Origin of the sequence: Streptomyces sp. P13-3-3 (genome assembly GCF_050571355.1) — a bacterium.
GTDB lineage: Bacteria > Actinomycetota > Actinomycetes > Streptomycetales > Streptomycetaceae > Streptomyces > Streptomyces althioticus.
This window is the reverse complement of sequence record NZ_CP192228.1, coordinates 1,519,201-1,537,510: the sequence shown is the minus strand read 5'-3', so window position 1 is coordinate 1,537,510 and position 18,310 is coordinate 1,519,201. Positions and strand designations below refer to the sequence as shown.

The 18,310-nt window shown below is 70.9% G+C and carries 18 protein-coding genes; 7 read left to right on the top strand and 11 right to left on the bottom strand.

Annotated elements, in window-relative coordinates:
* Window positions 1-4 precede the first annotated feature (4 nt).
* The 6 genes from ACQZOG_RS06920 to ACQZOG_RS06895 form a co-directional block, all read right to left on the bottom strand.
* Window positions 5-742, bottom strand: coding sequence for a TerD family protein (locus ACQZOG_RS06920; protein WP_033272779.1), 738 nt, complete (start codon window positions 740-742; stop codon window positions 5-7).
* A gap of 135 nt (window positions 743-877) precedes the next feature.
* On the bottom strand, window positions 878-2,017 hold the full coding sequence (locus tag ACQZOG_RS06915; RefSeq protein WP_033272778.1) for a DUF475 domain-containing protein: 1,140 nt from the start codon (window positions 2,015-2,017) through the stop codon (window positions 878-880).
* Between the two features lie 48 nt (window positions 2,018-2,065).
* The gene (locus tag ACQZOG_RS06910) at window positions 2,066-2,641 is read right to left on the bottom strand and encodes a TerD family protein (RefSeq protein ID WP_033272777.1); all 576 of its coding nucleotides are present in this window, start codon (window positions 2,639-2,641) and stop codon (window positions 2,066-2,068) included.
* A 151-nt stretch (window positions 2,642-2,792) separates the two neighbouring features.
* The gene (locus ACQZOG_RS06905; protein WP_033272776.1) at window positions 2,793-3,368 is read right to left on the bottom strand and encodes a TerD family protein; all 576 of its coding nucleotides are present in this window, start codon (window positions 3,366-3,368) and stop codon (window positions 2,793-2,795) included.
* Between the two features lie 113 nt (window positions 3,369-3,481).
* Window positions 3,482-3,940, bottom strand: a complete 459-nt coding sequence (locus ACQZOG_RS06900) for a peroxiredoxin (RefSeq protein WP_033272775.1) — start codon at window positions 3,938-3,940, stop codon at window positions 3,482-3,484.
* A 118-nt stretch (window positions 3,941-4,058) separates the two neighbouring features.
* A complete protein-coding gene (locus tag ACQZOG_RS06895; RefSeq protein WP_019522515.1) occupies window positions 4,059-4,496 on the bottom strand; it encodes a DUF3052 domain-containing protein in 438 nt (145 codons plus the stop codon).
* Window positions 4,497-4,898: 402 nt separating this feature from the next.
* On the opposite strand from ACQZOG_RS06895, the gene aceE reads away from it, so the two are divergent.
* A complete protein-coding gene (aceE, locus tag ACQZOG_RS06890) occupies window positions 4,899-7,646 on the top strand; it encodes a pyruvate dehydrogenase (acetyl-transferring), homodimeric type (protein WP_058916038.1) in 2,748 nt (915 codons plus the stop codon).
* A 219-nt stretch (window positions 7,647-7,865) separates the two neighbouring features.
* On the opposite strand, the gene ACQZOG_RS06885 is transcribed toward aceE, so the two are convergent.
* Window positions 7,866-8,174: a hypothetical protein gene (locus tag ACQZOG_RS06885; protein ID WP_058916039.1), complete on the bottom strand. Its 309-nt coding sequence runs from the start codon at window positions 8,172-8,174 to the stop codon at window positions 7,866-7,868.
* Window positions 8,175-8,308: 134 nt separating this feature from the next.
* The gene (locus ACQZOG_RS06880) at window positions 8,309-9,928 is read right to left on the bottom strand and encodes an MFS transporter (RefSeq protein WP_430741372.1); all 1,620 of its coding nucleotides are present in this window, start codon (window positions 9,926-9,928) and stop codon (window positions 8,309-8,311) included.
* Between the two features lie 111 nt (window positions 9,929-10,039).
* Between ACQZOG_RS06880 and ACQZOG_RS06875 the strand changes: the two genes are divergently transcribed.
* The 3 genes from ACQZOG_RS06875 (at window position 10,040) to ACQZOG_RS06865 (ending at window position 12,943) form a co-directional block, all read left to right on the top strand.
* Window positions 10,040-10,729 (top strand): TetR family transcriptional regulator, encoded by a 690-nt coding sequence (locus ACQZOG_RS06875; protein WP_430741371.1) that lies wholly within the window; start codon window positions 10,040-10,042, stop codon window positions 10,727-10,729.
* A 54-nt stretch (window positions 10,730-10,783) separates the two neighbouring features.
* Window positions 10,784-12,001, top strand: coding sequence for an alpha/beta hydrolase (locus ACQZOG_RS06870; RefSeq protein WP_037639288.1), 1,218 nt, complete (start codon window positions 10,784-10,786; stop codon window positions 11,999-12,001).
* Window positions 12,002-12,067: 66 nt separating this feature from the next.
* Complete coding sequence (locus ACQZOG_RS06865) at window positions 12,068-12,943, top strand: DUF4429 domain-containing protein (protein WP_193454836.1); 876 nt, start codon at window positions 12,068-12,070, stop codon at window positions 12,941-12,943.
* 54 nt (window positions 12,944-12,997) lie between these two features.
* Here the strand turns inward: ACQZOG_RS06865 and ACQZOG_RS06860 are convergent, their stop codons facing one another.
* The 3 genes from ACQZOG_RS06860 to ACQZOG_RS06850 form a co-directional block, all read right to left on the bottom strand.
* Window positions 12,998-14,197 (bottom strand): hypothetical protein, encoded by a 1,200-nt coding sequence (locus ACQZOG_RS06860; protein ID WP_430741370.1) that lies wholly within the window; start codon window positions 14,195-14,197, stop codon window positions 12,998-13,000.
* A 106-nt stretch (window positions 14,198-14,303) separates the two neighbouring features.
* A complete protein-coding gene (locus ACQZOG_RS06855; RefSeq protein ID WP_193467524.1) occupies window positions 14,304-15,320 on the bottom strand; it encodes an aldo/keto reductase in 1,017 nt (338 codons plus the stop codon).
* Window positions 15,320-15,781: a MerR family transcriptional regulator gene (locus ACQZOG_RS06850; RefSeq protein ID WP_033272766.1), complete on the bottom strand. Its 462-nt coding sequence runs from the start codon at window positions 15,779-15,781 to the stop codon at window positions 15,320-15,322. Before ACQZOG_RS06850 ends, ACQZOG_RS06855 begins: the two co-directional genes overlap by 1 nt.
* A 93-nt stretch (window positions 15,782-15,874) precedes the next feature.
* Between ACQZOG_RS06850 and ACQZOG_RS06845 the strand changes: the two genes are divergently transcribed.
* The 3 genes from ACQZOG_RS06845 to ACQZOG_RS06835 all read left to right on the top strand — a co-directional run bounded on the left by ACQZOG_RS06845 (window position 15,875) and on the right by ACQZOG_RS06835 (window position 18,310).
* Complete coding sequence (locus ACQZOG_RS06845; protein ID WP_033272765.1) at window positions 15,875-16,342, top strand: GNAT family N-acetyltransferase; 468 nt, start codon at window positions 15,875-15,877, stop codon at window positions 16,340-16,342.
* An 18-nt stretch (window positions 16,343-16,360) separates the two neighbouring features.
* Window positions 16,361-17,182 (top strand): serine hydrolase domain-containing protein, encoded by an 822-nt coding sequence (locus ACQZOG_RS06840; RefSeq protein ID WP_430741369.1) that lies wholly within the window; start codon window positions 16,361-16,363, stop codon window positions 17,180-17,182.
* A 147-nt stretch (window positions 17,183-17,329) separates the two neighbouring features.
* Entirely contained in the window at window positions 17,330-18,310 is a 981-nt protein-coding gene (locus ACQZOG_RS06835; RefSeq protein ID WP_033272763.1) for a hypothetical protein, read from the top strand.

Genomic DNA, 18,310 nt, shown 5'->3' with positions numbered 1-18,310 from the left:
CGCCTCAGCGGTCGGCCTTCGTCTTGAAGCCCCGGCCCCACTGCAGGCCCCAGCCGTACAGCCGGTCCAGCTCGCCCTGGAAGCCGTAGACGAACCTCACCTCGCGGCGCACGACGATCTCGTTCTTCACGTTCTCGATCAGCACCACCGCGCAGGAACGGGCCTGCGGCTGGCGTTCGTCGAGGGAGATCTCGATGCGCGGGCCGTTGCTCGGGTAGAGCGTGACGACGGCCTTGGTGCGGTCGAAGGCGGGCGTCTGGTCGTAGATGTAGACGAAGACCAGCAGGCGTTTGATGTTCTCCCGCTGGTCGAGGTTGACGTAGAGCGTCTCGCCGGAGGCGGAGCCGAACCGGTCGTCGCCGCTGAGCTTCACGTACGGCGGGCCGTTGACCTCGCCGAGGTAGCCGCCGAGGGGCTGGACCACGCCCTTGGTGCCGTCCTGCAGCTCGTACAGGCAGCCCAGGTCGAGGTCGACGTTGACCATGGACTGGCTGTGTCCGACGACCTCCGGCGGCCTGAGCGCCTTGAACGGGTGGCGCAGCAGGCTCTCCCGCTGCGGGCCGCCGATGTCGGAGGTGCGCATCTGCCAGCTCAGGTTGACCCGCAGATGACCGGTGGCCGCGCCCTGCTTGGTCAGCGACACCTGCCCGTGCCGCTTGGTCAGCTCGATGGCGTTGGTGGCCGCGTTGCCGGAGTCGAAGTCGTCGTTCCGGCCGCGCCACAGTCCGTCCAGTAAACCCATTCCCGCCCCACGTCCACTCGTCGAACCCCCGCCGGTGGCCACGGGGCGCCGGCGCGCCGCACGGCCGACGGGGCGGCCTGCGAGGACTGCTCCTCGTGGCCGCCCCGTCGAGAGCGTTCCTCACCCGGAGGGCTGTCACACCCCGGACGAGACCTCGGTCTTCTCGCCCGCCTGCCCCTCGGCCTCCGCGATGCGCTTGTTGCGGCGCACGGAGGACCAGAAGGAGGCGCCGATCAGGACGACGCCGATGAGACCGGTGATGATCTCGTTGATCTCGTACTGGATGGTGACGAGCAGGATCATCGCCAGGGCGCCGATGGCGTAGTGCGCGCCGTGCTCCAGGTACACGTAGTCGTCCAGGGTGCCCTGGCGGACCAGGTAGACCGTGAGCGAACGGACGTACATGGCGCCGATACCGAGGCCGAGCGCCATCAGGACGATGTCGTTGGTGATGGCGAAGGCGCCGATGACGCCGTCGAAGGAGAAGGACGCGTCCAGGACCTCGAGGTAGAGGAACATGAAGAACGCGGCCTTGCCGGCCAGGGCGATCGCCGACTTGGGCTTGCCCTCGCGGGCCGCCTTCTCCTCCTCCTCGTGCTCCTGTTCCTCCTCCTCTTCGAGCTTGTCCTCGAAGTAGCCGGAGAGCCCGCCCACGATCATGTAGGTGATCAGACCGGCGATACCGGCCAGCAGGACGGTCTCCGCCTTGTCCACGTGTGTGCCGCCGTGCTGGTGGGCGTGGGTGGCGAAGGTCATGGCGGAGATCAGCAGGATGATCAGCGCGATGCAGACCGACAGCATGTCGACCTTGCCGAGCTTGGCCAGCGGCCGCTCCAGCCAGGCCAGCCACTTGATCTCCCGGTCCTCGAAGATGAAGTCGAGGAAGATCATGAGCAGGAACATGCCGCCGAAGGCCGCGATGGCCGGGTGGGCGTCGGTGACGAGCTCCTGGTAACGGTCCTTGTCGCTGAGCGCGAGGTCGACGGCCTCGATCGGACCGAGCTGCGCGCTGATCGCGACGATGACGACGGGGAAGACCAGTCGCATGCCGAAGACGGCGATCAGGATGCCGACGGTGAGGAAGATCTTCTGCCAGAAGGCATTCATCTTCTTCAGGATTCCGGCGTTGACCACCGCGTTGTCGAAGGACAGCGAGATCTCGAGGATCGAGAGGATCGCCACGATCCCGAAGGCGGTCCACCCCCCGAAGAGGAATGCTGCGACCAGGCCGAGCGCGGTCACCGCGAACGACCAGCCGAAGGTTTTCAGAACCACTGGCTACCCCATGTGTGTGTACGGGTCTCCCCCGCCGCCGTGGCGGCTTTACGAAACGTTGACCCCGAAGTCTAGAGCGATGCCCCGCAGACCCGACGCGTACCCCTGCCCTACTGCACGGAACTTCCACTCACCCTGGTAACGGTAGAGCTCACCGAAGATCATCGCGGTTTCCGTGGAGGCGTCCTCGCTGAGGTCGTAGCGGGCGAGCTCCTGGCCGTCCGCCTGGTTCACGACGCGGATGAAGGCGTTGCTGACCTGGCCGAAGGTCTGGCCGCGCTCGTCCGCCATGTGGATCGAGACCGGGAAGACGATCTTGTCGCACTGCTGCGGCACCTTGGAGAGGTCCACCAGCAGGGACTCGTCGTCGCCGTCGCCCTCACCCGTGAGGTTGTCGCCGGTGTGCTCCACGGAGCCGTCGGGGCTCTTGAGCTGGTTGTAGAAGATGAACCACTCGTCGCCCATGACGCGGCCGCCGCTGCACAGCAGGGCGCTGGCGTCCAGGTCGAAGTCGGCGCCCGTGGTGGAGCGCGCGTCCCAGCCGAGCCCGACCATCACCTGCGTGAGGTTGGGTGCGGCCTTGGACAGAGAGACGTTTCCCCCTTTGGCGAGCGTGACGCCCATGATGCTGGTCCCCCTCCGGGTGGTGTTTCCAGGTGGTCCTGCGCTCCCCCGCGAGGGGGCGTCCCCGGGCGCCGCGCGTGGAGTGCGCGCGGCGCCCGGGCGGTGGCCGTACGGGACGGCCGCTCCGGTCTGTACCCGGGACGTGCCCGGCTCAGACGTTCACGCCGAAGTCCTGCGCGATGCCGCGCAGGCCCGAGGCGTAGCCCTGGCCGATGGCGCGGAACTTCCACTCCGCGCCGTGGCGGTACAGCTCGCCGAAGACCATGGCGGTCTCGGTCGAGGCGTCCTCCGACAGGTCGTAACGGGCGATCTCGGTGCCGCCGGCCTGGTTGACGACGCGGATGAACGCGTTGCGCACCTGGCCGAAGGACTGCTGGCGGTTCTCGGCGTCGTAGATGGAGACCGGGAAGACGATCTTCTCGACGTCGGCCGGGACGGCGGCCAGGTTGACCTTGATCGCCTCGTCGTCGCCCTCGCCCTCACCGGTGGTGTTGTCACCGGTGTGCTCGACGGAGCCGTCGGGGCTCTTGAGGTTGTTGAAGAAGACGAAGTTCGCGTCGCTGGCGACCTTGCCCGAGCTGTTCAGCAGGAGGGCGCTGGCGTCCAGGTCGAAGTCGGTGCCGGTCGTGGTACGGACGTCCCACCCCAGTCCGACGATGACCGCGGTCAGGCCCGGCGCCTCCTTGCTCAGCGATACGTTGCCGCCCTTGCTGAGGCTGACTCCCACGAGTCCTCCCTTGGTGTCCCGGGGGCGGGATGCCCCGTTGTGCATGGATGTCGGATCAACGAGTCGATCCTAGTGACGGGTTCCCCGAGCCCGCAGGCCCTGGGGACGGACGATCACAGGGTGTCGAGCGCCTCGAGGTACTCGCCGGCGTCACGGGCGTCCGCCATCCCGCTGCTCACGGTGGCGCGTACGACGCCCTGCCGGTCGATCACGAAGGTGCCCCTGACGGCGCAGCCCTTGTCCTCGTCGAAGACGCCGTAGGCGCGCGAGACGTTGCCGTGCGGCCAGAAGTCGCTGAGCAGCGGGAAGGGAAGATCCTCCTGCTCGCCGAAGACGCGCAGGGTGTGGATCGAGTCGTTGGAGACGGCGAGCACCTCGGCGTCGCGCTCGGCGAACTGCTCCAGCCGGTCGCGGATCTCGCTCAGCTCGCCGGTGCAGACACCGGTGAAGGCGAACGGGTAGAAGAGCAGCACGACGTTCTTCTGCCCACGGAAGTCGGACAGACGCACCGGGGCGCCGTGGTTGTCCTTGAGTTCGAAGTCGGGGGCCTGCGCTCCGACCGGGATCGTCATCGTCGTCCTCGTCCCTCCGGGGTGGTGCCGTGCGACCACCCTACGCAGGCGGGACGAGGGTCCCTCGAACGGGCCGACGCGTGCGGCGAACGCCGCCGCCGGCCCGTCCGGGGATGTGTCACCGCTTCGACTTGGCGGCCTTCGGGGTCGCCAGCCGGCTGCCGCTCCAGTCCTTGCCCACGCTGACGCTCTTGGACGCCGTCAGGCCGGCCGTGGTGGCGGCCTCCGAGATCTCACTCGGCTCGACGTAGCCGTCCCGGCCGGTCTTCGGCGTGAGCAGCAGGATCGCGCCGCCCTCTTCGATGTACGTGGTGGCATCCACCAGCGCATCCGTCAGGTCGCCGTCGTCGTCACGGAACCACAGCACAACGGCGTCGGCCACGTCGTCGTAGTCCTCGTCGACAAGGTCGCTCTCGATGACGCCCTCGATGGCCTCGCGGAGCTCCTGGTCGACGTCGTCGTCGTAGCCGATCTCCTGGACCACCTGCCCGGGCTGGAACCCCAGCCTGGCGGCAGGGTTCGTCCGCTCCTCCGCGTGGTCCGCGGTCGCGCTCACGGGTTGCCTCCTGATCATGTCTTGGGAATATCTCAGCCACGCGCGTGCGCGAAGCATTGGCCGTAGTCCACACGGGCGGGACGGATCGCGCAAGTACCCGGCCGTGCGGACCGCCGAAACGGTGACGATCCTGGCCGGGTCACCGCAACTCCAGGCACCCCGTCTCCGTCAGCAGTGATGGACACCACACCTTTGTGCCCCGTTTGGGCGTTTGGGAACCGTCTGTGGGTACGAGACTCGCATGTACTCGCCCCTTGGGTCACCGTACCGGCCGCGCCGGGGGATTACCTCTCGGTAGAGATGACGTCCGCGGTCGCGAGGTGGAGCATGGGAGCGGCGCACACGGGCCGTGGCGAGCGAGACGACGGCCCATTCACGGCCCTCTGACAGGTAAGGAACAGCGTGGCTTCCGCATCCGATCGCAGCCCGATCATCATTGGCGGCCTTCCGAGTCAGGTTCCTGACTTCGACCCCGAGGAAACCCAGGAGTGGCTCGACTCCCTCGACGCCGCGGTCGACGAGCGCGGCCGGGAGCGGGCCCGTTATCTGATGCTGCGGCTGATCGAGCGTGCCCGCGCCCGGCGCGTGGCCGTGCCCGAGATGCGCAGCACGGACTACGTCAACACGATCCCCACCCGGGCCGAGCCGTTCTTCCCGGGCAACGAGGAGATCGAGCGCAAGATCCTGAACGCGACCCGCTGGAACGCCGCCGTGATGGTTTCGCGCGCCCAGCGCCCGGGCATCGGGGTGGGCGGCCACATCGCCACGTTCGCGTCGTCCGCGTCGCTGTACGACGTGGGCTTCAACCACTTCTTCCGCGGCAAGGACGAGGGCGACGGCGGCGACCAGGTCTTCTTCCAGGGGCACGCCTCGCCGGGCATCTACGCCCGCGCGTACCTGCTGGACCGGCTGAGCGAGCAGCATCTGGACGGCTTCCGCCAGGAGAAGTCGGCGGCGCCGTACGCGCTGTCGTCGTACCCGCATCCGCGGTCGATGCCGGACTTCTGGGAGTTCCCGACGGTGTCGATGGGTCTCGGCCCGATCGGCGCCATCTACCAGGCGCGGATGAACCGCTACATGCACGCGCGGGGCATCGCGGACACCTCGAAGTCGCACGTGTGGGCGTTCCTCGGCGACGGCGAGATGGACGAGCCGGAGTCGCTGGGCCAGCTGAGCATCGCGGCGCGCGAGGGCCTGGACAACCTGACCTTCGTGGTCAACTGCAACCTGCAGCGGCTGGACGGCCCGGTGCGCGGCAACGGCAAGATCATCCAGGAGCTGGAGTCGGTCTTCCGCGGCGCCGGCTGGAACGTGATCAAGCTGATCTGGGACCGGACGTGGGACCCGCTGCTGGCCCAGGACCGTGACGGCGTGCTGGTCAACCGGATGAACACCACGCCGGACGGCCAGTTCCAGACGTACGCCACGGAGTCCGGGGCGTACATCCGCGAGCACTTCTTCGGCGACGACCACCGGCTGCGCGCGATGGTCGAGGGCATGACCGACGACCAGATCCTGCACCTGGGACGCGGCGGCCACGACCACCGGAAGATCTACGCGGCGTACAAGGCGGCGGTGGAGCACAAGGGCCAGCCCACGGTCATCCTGGCCAAGACGGTCAAGGGCTGGACGCTGGGCCCGAACTTCGAGGGCCGCAACGCCACGCACCAGATGAAGAAGCTGACGGTCGACGACCTGAAGCACTTCCGGGACCGGCTGCACCTGCCCATCCCGGACAAGGACCTGGAGTCGGGTCTGCCGCCCTACTACCACCCGGGTCCGGACTCCGAGGAGCTCCAGTACATGCACGACCGCCGCCGGTCCCTCGGCGGATACGTGCCGACCCGGGTGGTGCGGAGCAAGCCGCTGGCCCTGCCCGAGGACAAGACGTACGCGAGTGTGAAGAAGGGCTCGGGTCAGCAGTCCATCGCGACGACCATGGCCTTCGTGCGGCTCCTCAAGGACCTCATGCGGGACAAGGAGATCGGCCGCCGCTTCGTGCTGATCGCGCCGGACGAGTACCGCACGTTCGGCATGGACTCGTTCTTCCCGAGCGCGAAGATCTACAACCCGCTCGGCCAGCAGTACGAGGCGGTGGACCGGGAACTGCTCCTCGCCTACAAGGAGTCGCCGCAGGGGCAGATGCTGCACGACGGCATCTCCGAGGCGGGCTGCACGGCGTCGCTGATCGCGGCCGGCTCGGCGTACGCCACGCACGGCGAGCCGCTGATCCCGGTGTACGTCTTCTACTCGATGTTCGGTTTCCAGCGCACCGGCGACCAGTTCTGGCAGATGGCCGACCAGCTGGCGCGCGGTTTCGTGCTCGGCGCCACCGCGGGCCGCACCACGCTGACCGGTGAGGGTCTCCAGCACGCCGACGGGCACTCGCAGCTGCTCGCCTCGACCAACCCGGCCTGCGTCGCGTACGACCCGGCGTTCGGGTTCGAGATCGCGCACATCGTGAAGGACGGGCTGCGCCGGATGTACGGCTCGTCGCAGGAGCACCCCCACGGCGAGGACGTCTTCTACTACCTGACGGTCTACAACGAGCCCATCCAGCACCCGGCGGAGCCGGAGAACGTGGACGTGGAGGGCATCCTCAAGGGCCTGTACCGCTTCAGCGAGGGCACCTCGGGCTCGCTCCCGGCGCAGATCCTGGCGTCCGGTGTCGCGATGCCGTGGGCGGTCGAGGCGCAGAAGATCCTCGCCGAGGAGTGGAACGTCAAGGCGGACGTCTGGTCGGCGACCTCGTGGAACGAGCTGCGGCGCGACGCGGTGGAGTGCGAGGAGCACAACCTGCTGCACCCGGAGGAGGAGCAGCGCACCCCGTACGTGACGCGCAAGCTGGCGTCGGCGCAGGGGCCGGTGGTGGCGGTGTCCGACTGGATGCGGTCGGTGCCGGACCAGATCGCGCGCTGGGTGCCGGGGACGTACCAGTCGCTGGGCGCGGACGGGTTCGGCTTCGCGGACACGCGCGGTGCGGCGCGGCGCTTCTTCCACATCGACGCGCAGTCGATCGTGCTGGCGGTGCTGACGGAGCTGGCGCGTGAGGGACACCTGGACCGCTCGGTGCTGAAGCAGGCCCTCGACCGGTACCAGCTGCTGGACGTGGCGGCCGCGGACCCGGGCGCGGCGGGCGGCGACGCGTAGCGCCTCCGGCGGGGCGCGGGGGATGCCACCTGGGGTGGTGGGGCGGCCGCGGGTGCGTTCGGGCCGTTCGCGCAGTTCCCCGCGCCCCTGGGGCCTGTTCCACCGCCGCCCCCTGAGGCGCGGGGAACCTCGTCGCATGCCCCGTGGGGCGGAGCCGCGACAGTGAGGGGGCCTCCGGCTGACCAGCCGGAGGCCCCCTCGATGCCGCTGTCGACCGGGTCAGAGCATGCCGGTCCCCATGGCGCCCGCCCCGGCCAGCCAGATGACGGCCAGGAGCGTGTCGATGGCGCCGAGGACCAGGGCGATCAGGGCCGGCACCGAGCGGGAACCCGCCCAGCTGCGGCCCATGGCCAGCCAGCCGCACACCATCGCCACCGGGCCGAGAACGATGCCCAGGACGAAGAAACCGGCGACGGCGCAGATGGCTCCGATGATCCCGAGCGTCGCGCGATCCGGCCCGGACCGTGACCACGTCCGGCCACTGGTGCGGGGGTGCCTGCGCGTTCCTTGTCCGAAGCTCGCCATCATCAACTCCCTGATGGGTTGGTTGACATGGCGGGTACCCCCGCTCCCGTCCTGAATTCCCCTTGTGTGTACGGCGGATGACCGCCGGGCTGCGCCGCACCCCTCCGGCGGCGCACCCCGGCGGTCCTGACGATGCGTCAGATGTGGCCGACGCCCGCGCCCGCCTCCGCGTTCTCGCCGCGCTTGGTGAGCAGCGCGACCAGGACCGCGGCCGCCGCGACCCCGGCGGCGACCAGCGACGCCAGGCTCATGCCGGAGATGAAGGTGTCGTGGGCGACGTCCGTGATCTTCGCGGCGATCGCCTCGGAGGTGCCCTTGGGCACCGGCGGCACACCGACCTGGACCGCCTCGGAGGCCTGGCCGGCCTGTTCGGGCGTCAGCGGCGGGAGGCCCGCCTTCTCCCAGTTGCCCGGCAGGTCGCCGTCCACCTTGGAGGCCATCACGGCGCCCAGCACGGCGGTGCCGAGGCTGCCGCCGACCTGCATGGCGGACTGCTGCAGACCGCCGGCCACGCCGGACAGCTCCAGCGGCGCGTTGCCCACGATGACCTCGGTGGCGCCGACCATGACGGGGGCGAGACCGAGGCCGAGCAGCGCGAACCAGACCGACATGGCGAGGCTGCCGGTGCTCTTCTCCAGCGTGGAGATGCCGTACATGGCGAGCGCGGTGCAGGCCATGCCGCCCGCGAGCGGGATCCGCGGGCCGACCTTGGTGATCATCACGCCCGCGAGCGGGGAGCCGACGATCATCATGCCGGTGAGCGGCAGCAGGTGCAGACCGGCGTCGACCGGGCTGAGGCCGTGCACGTTCTGCAGGTAGAAGGTGACGAAGAACAGGCCGCCCATGAACGCGATGGCCATGAGGACCATCAGCACCACACCCGCGGACAGCGGGACGGAGCGGAAGAGGGCCAGCGGGATCAGAGGCTCCTTCACCTTCGTCTCCCAGAAGGCGAAGACGAGGAATCCGGCCACGGAGGCGCCGATGAACGCCCAGGTCCTGCCGTCGCCCCAGCCCCACTCGGGCGCCTTGATGAGCGCCCACACCAGGCAGAACATCGCGCCGGACAGCAGCGCGATGCCGGGGATGTCGAAGGAGCGCGGCGCGTTCTCCGCGCGGTGGTCGAGCAGGATCCACACGCCGAGCGCGACGGCGAGGACGCCGACCGGCACGTTGATGAAGAACACCGACTGCCAGTTGACGTGCTCGACGAGGACGCCGCCGAGGATCGGGCCGCCGGCGGTCGAGGCGCCGATGACCATGCCCCAGATGCCGATGGCCATGTTGAGCTTCTCGGCGGGGAACGTGGCGCGCAGCAGGCCGAGCGCGGCCGGCATCAGCAGCGCTCCGAACAGGCCCTGGAGCACGCGGAAGACGATGACGAGGGTGATGCTGTCGGACAGGCCGATGGCCCCGGACGCGGCGGCGAAGCCGACCACGCCGATGAGGAAGGTCTGCCGGTGGCCGAAGCGGTCACCGAGCTTGCCCGCGGTGATCAGGGACACCGCGAGGGCGAGGAAGTACGCGTTGGTGATCCACTGGACGTCGGCCAGGGTGGCGCCCAGGTCGCTGGCGATGGCCGGATTGGCGATGGCCACGATGGTGCCGTCCAGGGCCACCATCATGACGCCCACGGCGACGGTGAACAGCGTGAACCAGGGGTGCCCGCGCAGCCCCTTGCCGGGCGTCGCCTCCGACGGGCCGGCCGGAGGGCCGTCCCCCTGTCCCGCCTTGTCGAGGGTGGTCTGACTAGTCATACATTCGAGGCTAGTGTCAGCCGCTGACACTTGACAATTCATTTCACCAGTCAGTAACTGACAGGACATGCGCCCCTCGCCCGGTCCGGGCGAACGGTTCAAGGAGGAGCCATGGACACGGTCGGGACCGTCGTGGGCGCCCCGCCGCAGCCGGGGCTGCGCGAACGGAAGAAGCAGCGCACCCGGGACGCCCTGGTCCGGGCCGCGCTGGAGCTCATCGCCACGCGCGGCTACGACGGCACGACGGTCGACGACATCGCCGCGGCCGTGGACGTCTCCCAGCGCACCTTCTTCCGCTACTTCGCCAGCAAGGAGGAGGTGGCGCTGTTCGTCCCCCGCCTGGCGGAGCAGCGCATCGCCGAGGCCGTACGGGCCCGCCCGCGTGACGAGGCGCCGCTGGAGACGCTGCGCCGGGCCGTGCTGGACAGCTGGGACGCCATCAACGAGGCCGTGGGCGAGCTCGTCCCGGTGGAGCTGCACATGCGCGTCTACCGCGTCATCGAGTCCACGCCCGCGCTGCTCGCCGCGCACCTGCGCCGGGCGGCGGAGCTGGAGGAGGAGCTGGCGGGCGTCATCGCCGAGCGCGAGGGGCTGGACGTCGACACCGATCCCCGGCCGCGCATCCTGGTGGCCGCGTTCGGCGGGGTGATCCGGGTGGCCGAACGCCGGTGGACCGAGGGGGACGACCTGAGCACCGAGGCGCTGCGGGAGCTGATGCGGACGTGCCTGGACCATGTCGGACCGGCCCTCGCCACGAACTGGCGTACGGCCGCATCCCTGAATCGGCACAGCGAAACGTGATCCCGGTCACTGGATTCCCGCGAGACACTCTCGTTCTCCTAGTGTGTCCTCCCAGTGACTTCCTTCGACACCTCCCCCCAGCTGAACGTGTGGCGGGCGCTCCTGGCGCTCGCCGTGGTCTTCGTGATGCTGGCGACCACCGGCTGGACGGCACTGCGTCACCAGCGCCACCCCGCTCCCCTGCAGGCGTCGCTCGCCGCGTGGGAGGACGGGCGGGTGGCCGGGAAGCGGCTGCCCGACCCGCAGTCGCAGCCGACGCGACTGGCCCGGTTCTTCGCCTCCCTCACCGACGCGCAGCGGCTCCGGCTCGCCGAGCGCTATCCGCTGGCCGTCGGCAACATGAACGGCGCGCCGGTCGAACTGCGCTACCGCGCCAACCGCATCGCGCTGGCCGAGGCCCGCGAGACCGAGCTGAGCCGGGTGCACGACACGCGGCTCACACCCGAGGGCCAGCAGCAGGCCGCCCGCAGGATGGACCGCATCGAGGCGCTGATGCGTCCGGAGCGGCACATCCTCGCCTTCAACCCGGCGGGCGCCGGACGCGTCGCCGAGGTCTTCGGTGACCTGCGCCACGCCGAGCGGGTGTCGGTGGTCGTCCCCGGCGTCGACACCGACCTGCTGACCTTCCAGCGCTCCGAGCGCCGGCACTCCGCCCCCGTGGGCATGGCCAGGTCGCTGTACAAGGCCCAGCGGCAGGCCGATCCCGCGACGCGCACGGCCGTGGTCGCCTGGGCCGACTACACCGCGCCCAGCGGGCTCGGCATGGACGCGGCCACGGCGATGCGCGCGGAGGACGGCGCGGACCGGCTGGACGCGATGGTGCGGGGGCTGCCCGGCCTCACCCCGGTCTCGCTGTTCTGCCACAGCTACGGCTCGGTGGTGTGCGGACTGGCCGCGCGGGACCTGCCGGAGCGGGTGTCCGACATCGCCGTGGCCGGCAGCCCGGGCATGCGCGTGGACCACGTCTCCCAGCTGCGCACCACCGCGCGGGTGTGGGCGATGCGGGACGCCGACGACTGGATCCAGGACGTGCCCCACCTGGAGCTCGGCGGACTGGGCCACGGGGCCGACCCGATGGCCGACGGGTTCGGCGCGCGCGTGCTGTCGGCCCGTGACGCCAAGGGGCACGCCGGGTACTTCGTGCCCGGCACGGACAGCCTGCGGAATCTCGCGGGGATCGGGGTTGGCGCATACACGGCGGTGTCGTGTGCGCACCGGAACGGCGCCTGCCTGGCGGGTTTGTCCGGTACGACCCCTACCGGACGCGCGTAGAAGCGGAGATACTGCGGTATGCGTGGGGAGGGGACGGAGAAGCTCGTGCCGCATACGATGAGCCGCATGGGTGACGTACTGGCCGGATTTCATGCCGCCTGGGAGTTCGAGTCCGACTCCGTGCTCATCCGTTACGTACGAGGGATTCGAACACCCAAGCTGTTCCAGGCGCTCGGCGAGCGGCGCGTGCCGCTGGAGGCGATCGAGGGCGTGACCCTCACACCCGGCAAGCGCGGGAGCGTGGTCCTGCGGCTGGAGACCCGCCCGGGAGCCGACCCGCTGATGGAGGCGGCCGCCGGGCAGCTGAAGGAGAGCAGCGACCCCTACCGGCTGGTGCTGCCCGCCGAGCGGGAGACGCTCGCCGAGTACTACGCCGACGAACTGCGCGCGCAGCTCACCGAGTCGGGCCCCGCCGAACGTCACCTGGTGGCCGCGCCCGAGCCGCCGCTTCAGTTCAAGGCGTACGACGGCAAGGCGACGTTCGACGGCACGTCGGTGGCGTTCCGCTGGTTCTGGACCGGGGCGTCCTCGGCGAAGTGGAAGGCCGGCGACCAGCGTTTCCCCGTCTCCGAGCTGAGCGGGGTGGAGTGGCGTTCGCCCGAGGTGTTCGAGGGTCATCTGCGGCTGCTGCGCCGGGACACGACGGTGCCGGCCCCGGCGCAGGCCGACCAGGACCCCGCCGCGGTGGTGTTCGGGCTCGGGTACGGGCCGGTGCACGAGTCGCTGCCGTTCGCGGCGGCGGTGCTGGCCGCGGTGCGGGACTGTGCGGCGGTGCCGGCGATACCGTCGCCCGCGGCGGCCGCCGGGGGTGTGCCGTCCGCCCGGCGCGATCCCGCGGACATCGCCGAGCGGATCCGGCACCTCGGGGAGCTGCACCAGGCCGGGCTGGTGACGGACGAGGAGTTCTCGTCGAAGAAGGCGGAGTTGCTCGCGGAGCTGTGAAGACTCCCGCGGGTCCGCCGTGGCTCGTCGCGCGCCCCCGCACCCTCGGGAGAGCTACGCGTCCATCGTCGCGTGGGGTGTGTTGGCCGGGGTTTCGCTCAGGCGGAAGCGGAACATCTCCTTGGCGATGCCGTGCGTGGCGGCGAGTTGCTCCAGGCTGTCGGCCAGCTGGTCCAGCGCGGTCTCGCGCGGCTCCACCTCGTCGGTGAGGCGCGTCTTCTGATCCCGGTCGACGGCCGTCTGCCGGTCGCGCCACGCCTGGTCGCCGGGAACCGCGGGAAGGGCCGCGAAGTCCTCGTCGCTGCGCACCTGGTACATGTCGACGGGCTCCAGGTCGTGCACCCCGCGGTCCGGGTCCCGCACCGGCCGGTACACGACGACGTTCATGCCCTCGACGCCCCGGCCGATCCGTTGCCTCAGCTCCGGCCACTCGATGGTGGCCAGCACGCTGGTGTCGTCGCGGCCCTCGAGGACGTGCGCGTCGACCCAGCCCTCCAATCCGCGCGAGTACGTCTGCGACAGCTGCTTCCACAGGGCCTGCAGGGTCGGGGAGGCCGACCAGTTGGGCAGTCCGAAGAGGAGGCCGTTGAAGAGGTAGCCCTGGACCGAACTCTCCAGGACGACCGCCCGTCCCACCTGGGCCCGTTCGATGGGTTCGGCGGCGCCGAGCTTCGACCAGACCGAACCGTGCGACGCCGCCTCCTGCGCGCGGGCGGCGAGGGATTCGTAGAAGCCCTCGTTGCGCTGGTTCCTGACGTACCACCGGTACTGCAGCCGGTGGCCCAGCACGTGGGGGTGCTGCAGCCCGGTGATGATCGCGTCGACGACTCCGTGGTCGACCTCGGTGGTCCTCGTCTCCCCGCCCGCGGCACGCCGCACGTCCGCGTGGACGGCCTCCAGGAAGGCGGCGACCGCCTTACGGAAGCCGGGATTCCGGGAGAGCGCGTGGACCTCGTTGACGCGGTCCCACAGGACCTTCTTCTGCATGTCGAACGTGACCTCCGCCCGGAAGGCCGGCGAGTCGACCGAGTCCGTCGAGTCCGACCGCCTGCGCGCGCGCTGCACGGGTGCGTCGCCCGGGCCCCGCAGGGCGCGGGCGACGGCCGCGTTGCCCGCGGTCCGCTGGGGTGCGGCGATCGTCCGCGCGTCGGCCGGACCCGTCGTCTCCGTCCGTGGCGGGGCGACGGCGCGTGGCGTGGAGGCGGACCGTCTCTGCCGGTGGGAGCGGCTTTCCACGTCGGCGTGCAGGCGCATGGGGTCCTTTCGGATGGTGGGCGGACTCGGTCCGGGTGCGCTCCGTGGGGCGTGTCGCGCGGTTCCCCCGCGTCCCTCGGAGGGGCGCTTCCGGGCGCCCTCCCTTCTACTCCCTGCCTGCCGAGGTGAAGGACATGTCCGCGTAGCGGGTGCCGGTGACCTTGTCCGCGATCGGGTCCAGCAGGTCCAGGTCCGCTTCCGTCAGGGAGATGCGGGTGGCCGCCGTGTTCTCGTCCACGCGGGACGGGCTGCGGGTGCCGGGGATGGGGACGACCGGGAGACCGTGGACCGACGCCTGCTGGTGCACCCAGGCCAGGGCGACCTGCGCGGGGGTCGCGCCGTGGCGCCCGGCGACCGTGCGGACCGGCTCCAGGAGGGCCGCGTTGGCCGCCGCGTTGTCGCCGGTGAAGCGGGGCATCGTGCGGCGGAAGTCGTCCTGCGTGAGGTCCTTCGCGGCGTCCGTGAAGGAACCGGTGAGGAAGCCGCGGCCGAGCGGCGAGTACGGGACGAGGGTGACGCCCAGGTCGCGCGCGGCCGGCACCACGGCGGCCTCGATGTCCCGGCTGAACAGCGACCACTCCGACTGCACGGCGGCGATCGGGTGCACGGCGTGCGCGGCGCGCAGCTCACCGGCCGTCACCTCGCTCAGGCCCAGCTGCTTCACCTTGCCCTCGCGGACCAGCTCGGCCATGACGCCGACGGTCTCCTCGATCGGCACGTTCACGTCGCGCCGGTGCATGTAGTAGAGGTCGATGACGTCGACGTCCAGGCGGCGCAGGCTGGCTTCGACGGACCGCCGGATGTACGGCGGGTCGTTGCGGACGATGCGCCGGGTCGGGTCGTCCGGCGGGATCGACAGGGCGAACTTCGTGGCGACGAGCACCTCGTCGCGGTGCGCCGCGAGGAACGGGGCCAGGAAGCGTTCGTTGTCGCCGGCGCCGTACGCGTCGGCGGTGTCGAAGAGGGTGACGCCCCGCTCCAGGGCGCGTTCCAGGGTCGCCCGGGAGGCGTCCGCGTCGGCGGGGCCGTAGGCGAAGCTCATGCCCATGCAGCCGAGGCCCTGCACGCCCACCTCGGGGCCGTCCGCGCCCAGCGTGGTCGTGGGGATCGAGTGCTCGCTCATCATGCCCTTTCCGAGGCCAGGGCGCGCCCGGCGTCCGCGTAGAAGCTGATCTTGCGGTCCAGGACGGCGAGGGTGCCCTGGAGTTCGGCGATGCGCGCCAGCACGTCCTCGCGGGTCGTCCTGAGCAGCTCGAAGCGCTCGGCGTAGGTGTGGTCGCCGGCCCTGACCAGTTCGGCGTAGCGCACCATGTCGGCGACCGGCATGCCCGTCAGGCGGAGCTTGCCGACCAGGGCGAGCCAGTCGAGGTCGCGGTTGGTGTAGCGCCGCTGCCCGGTGTGCGAGCGGTCGATGTGCGGCATGAGTCCGATGCGCTCGTACCAGCGAAGGGTGTGCGCGGTCAGCCCGGTGAGGGCGGCCACCTCGCTGATCGTGTACTTGTCCTTGCCGTCCGGCCGCCGGTCGCCCTGCGGGGGCGCGGCGCAGGTGTCGGTCCTGGTGTCCGTGGTCTCCGTCACCGTCATGCGTCCACGCTAGATCCTTGGAGTGCGCTCCAGGCAAGCGGTGCCGGTGAGAAATGGGCGGACGTGTCGGGACGCTCCGGCTACCGTGCGGGCATGAGCTGTGTACGCCGGGCGACGCCCGAGGACGCGGAGGAAGTGCTGCGTCTGCGCCAGGTGATGATCGACTCGATGGCCCGCTCCGACCCGTCCACCGCGTGGCACGCGGTGTCCCTGCCGGTGCTGCGCGAGCGGCTGGGGGACGACCGTTCCTTCGCCGCGTTCGTCGTGGACCACCCGGAGCGGCCGGGCGCCCTCGCGGCGTTGGTGGCCGGCACGCTGGACTACCGCATCGGCGGGGCGCGGAACCCGCGCGGCACCGACGGGTACGTCTTCAGCGTCGCCACCGACCCCGACGCCCGCCGCCGCGGCTACGCGCGGGCGTGCGTGGGCGCGCTGCTGGAGTGGTTCCGTGAGCGGGGCGCCGGGCGGGTGCGGCTGACCGCGAGCCCGGAGGCGGAGCCGCTGTACCGGTCGCTGGGGTTCACGCCCAGACCGGACCCTTTGCTGGAGCTCATGCTCTGAGCGCTTAGGCTCGACGGCATGTCGCTGAAGAGCCTCGCGTCGATCGAGAACTGGCCGGTTCCCACCGCTGCGGCGGGGGTGGTACGGGCGGACGGCACCGTCCTGGGCACGCACGGCCCGTCCGGGCACCGCTTCCCGCTCGCCTCGGTCACCAAGCCGCTGGCCGCGTACGCGGTGCTCGTGGCCTACGAGGAAGGGGCGGTCGAGCTGGACGAGCCGGCCGGGCCCGAGGGCTCCACGGTGCGGCACCTGCTCGCGCACACCTCGGGGCTGGCGTTCGACGAGCACCGGGTCACCTCCGCGCCCGGCGAGCGGCGGCTGTACTCCAACGCCGGGTTCGAGCAGCTCGGCGACCACGTGGAGAAGGCGACGGAGATCCCGTTCGCCGAGTACGCGCGGCAGGCGGTGCTGGAGCCGCTGGGGATGACGTCCACCTCGCTGGAGGGCTCCCCCGCCAAGGACGGCGTGTCCACGGTGGACGACCTGCTGCGGTTCGCCGCCGAGGTGCAGGCGCCGCGGCTGCTGGACCCGCGGACGGTGGCGGCCGCGATGACCGTGCAGTACCCGGGCACGAAGGGTGTGCTGCCGGGGTACGGCCACCAGAACCCCAACGACTGGGGGCTCGGTTTCGAGATCCGGGACGGCAAGTCACCGCACTGGACGGGCGCCTCGTCCTCGCCGCGGACCTTCGGGCACTTCGGCCAGTCGGGCACGTTCCTGTGGATCGACCCGGACGCGGGCGCGGCCTGCGTGGCGCTCGCCGACCGGGCGTTCGGACCCTGGGCGGTCGAGGCGTGGCCGCCGTTCACCGACGGCGTGCTGGCGGAGCTCCGCGGCTGACCGCCGCCGTTCGCCCGCTTTTGCCGCAATCACCCGCTCGACCTGCGACGTTGGCGTGGGACCCGTGTGAAAACCCTGTGGAACCGGTGTCGGTGGCGCGCCCTATGATGCGCCGGACGATCACGCGGGACCAGGGGAGGGCGCGGCATGTTCGGCAAGCTGTTCGGCAGGGGCGAGGAGGGACCGGGGGCGGATCCGCACGCTCTTCCGGTCCCCCGGCGGAAGAACGGCGTGCACCCGCTGCGCGCCCTCGGCGACCGGCGGGTGCTGGCCGCCGTGGAGGCGGCCGACGCGGGCGACTGGGAGGGCGTCAAGGAGGCGCTGGCGCCGTTCGACCTGGGCCGTGACCACCAGGTCCTCGGTCAGCTCACGGACATCGACGGGCTGCAGGACTGGATCGGCCTCGCCGTCGAGGAGGACAAGGAGCACCGCGCCCTGGCGCTGCTGATATCCGGTGCGCGGCACATCAAGTGGGGCTGGGAGGCGCGCACCGCCGCCCGCGCCGTGCACGTCACCCAGGAGCAGTGGCGCGTGTTCCGGGAGCGGCTCGACATCGCCGAGCGCCAGCTGTTCGAGGCCGCCGAGCTGCGTCCGGACTGGATCACACCGTGGCGCCAGCTGCTCACCTCCGCGCGCGGCATGTCGCTCGGCCCCACGGTCTCCGAGACCCGGCGCGACGCGGGGCTGCGCCGGGACCCGCTCGACGTGGAGATCCACCTCGAATGGCTGTACCAGCTGCAGCCCCGCTGGGGCGGTGAGCCGGGGGAAGCCCTGGAGTTCGCCCGCGCCGCGTTCGCCGCGGCGCCCGACGGCCACCGGCTCGGCTGCGTCGTCGCCATGGCGTACGTCGAGGAGTGGGTGGAGTCCGACGACGGGGCCTGCCTCCAGCAGCCCCGCATCCGGACGGAGTTGAGGCAGGCGGCCGAGCGCAGCATCCTGCACCACGCCTACGAGCGCCGGCTGGGCTGGCAGGGCGACTACAACATCTTCGCCATGGCCCTGTCCCTGGCCGGCAGCAGCACCGCCTCCAACGTCTTCCGCGAGCTGGAGGGGGCCTACACCGAGTGGCCGTGGACGTACATGTCCGAGCCGCAGAAGGCGTACGCGCGCTTCCGCAAGGCCCTGTGA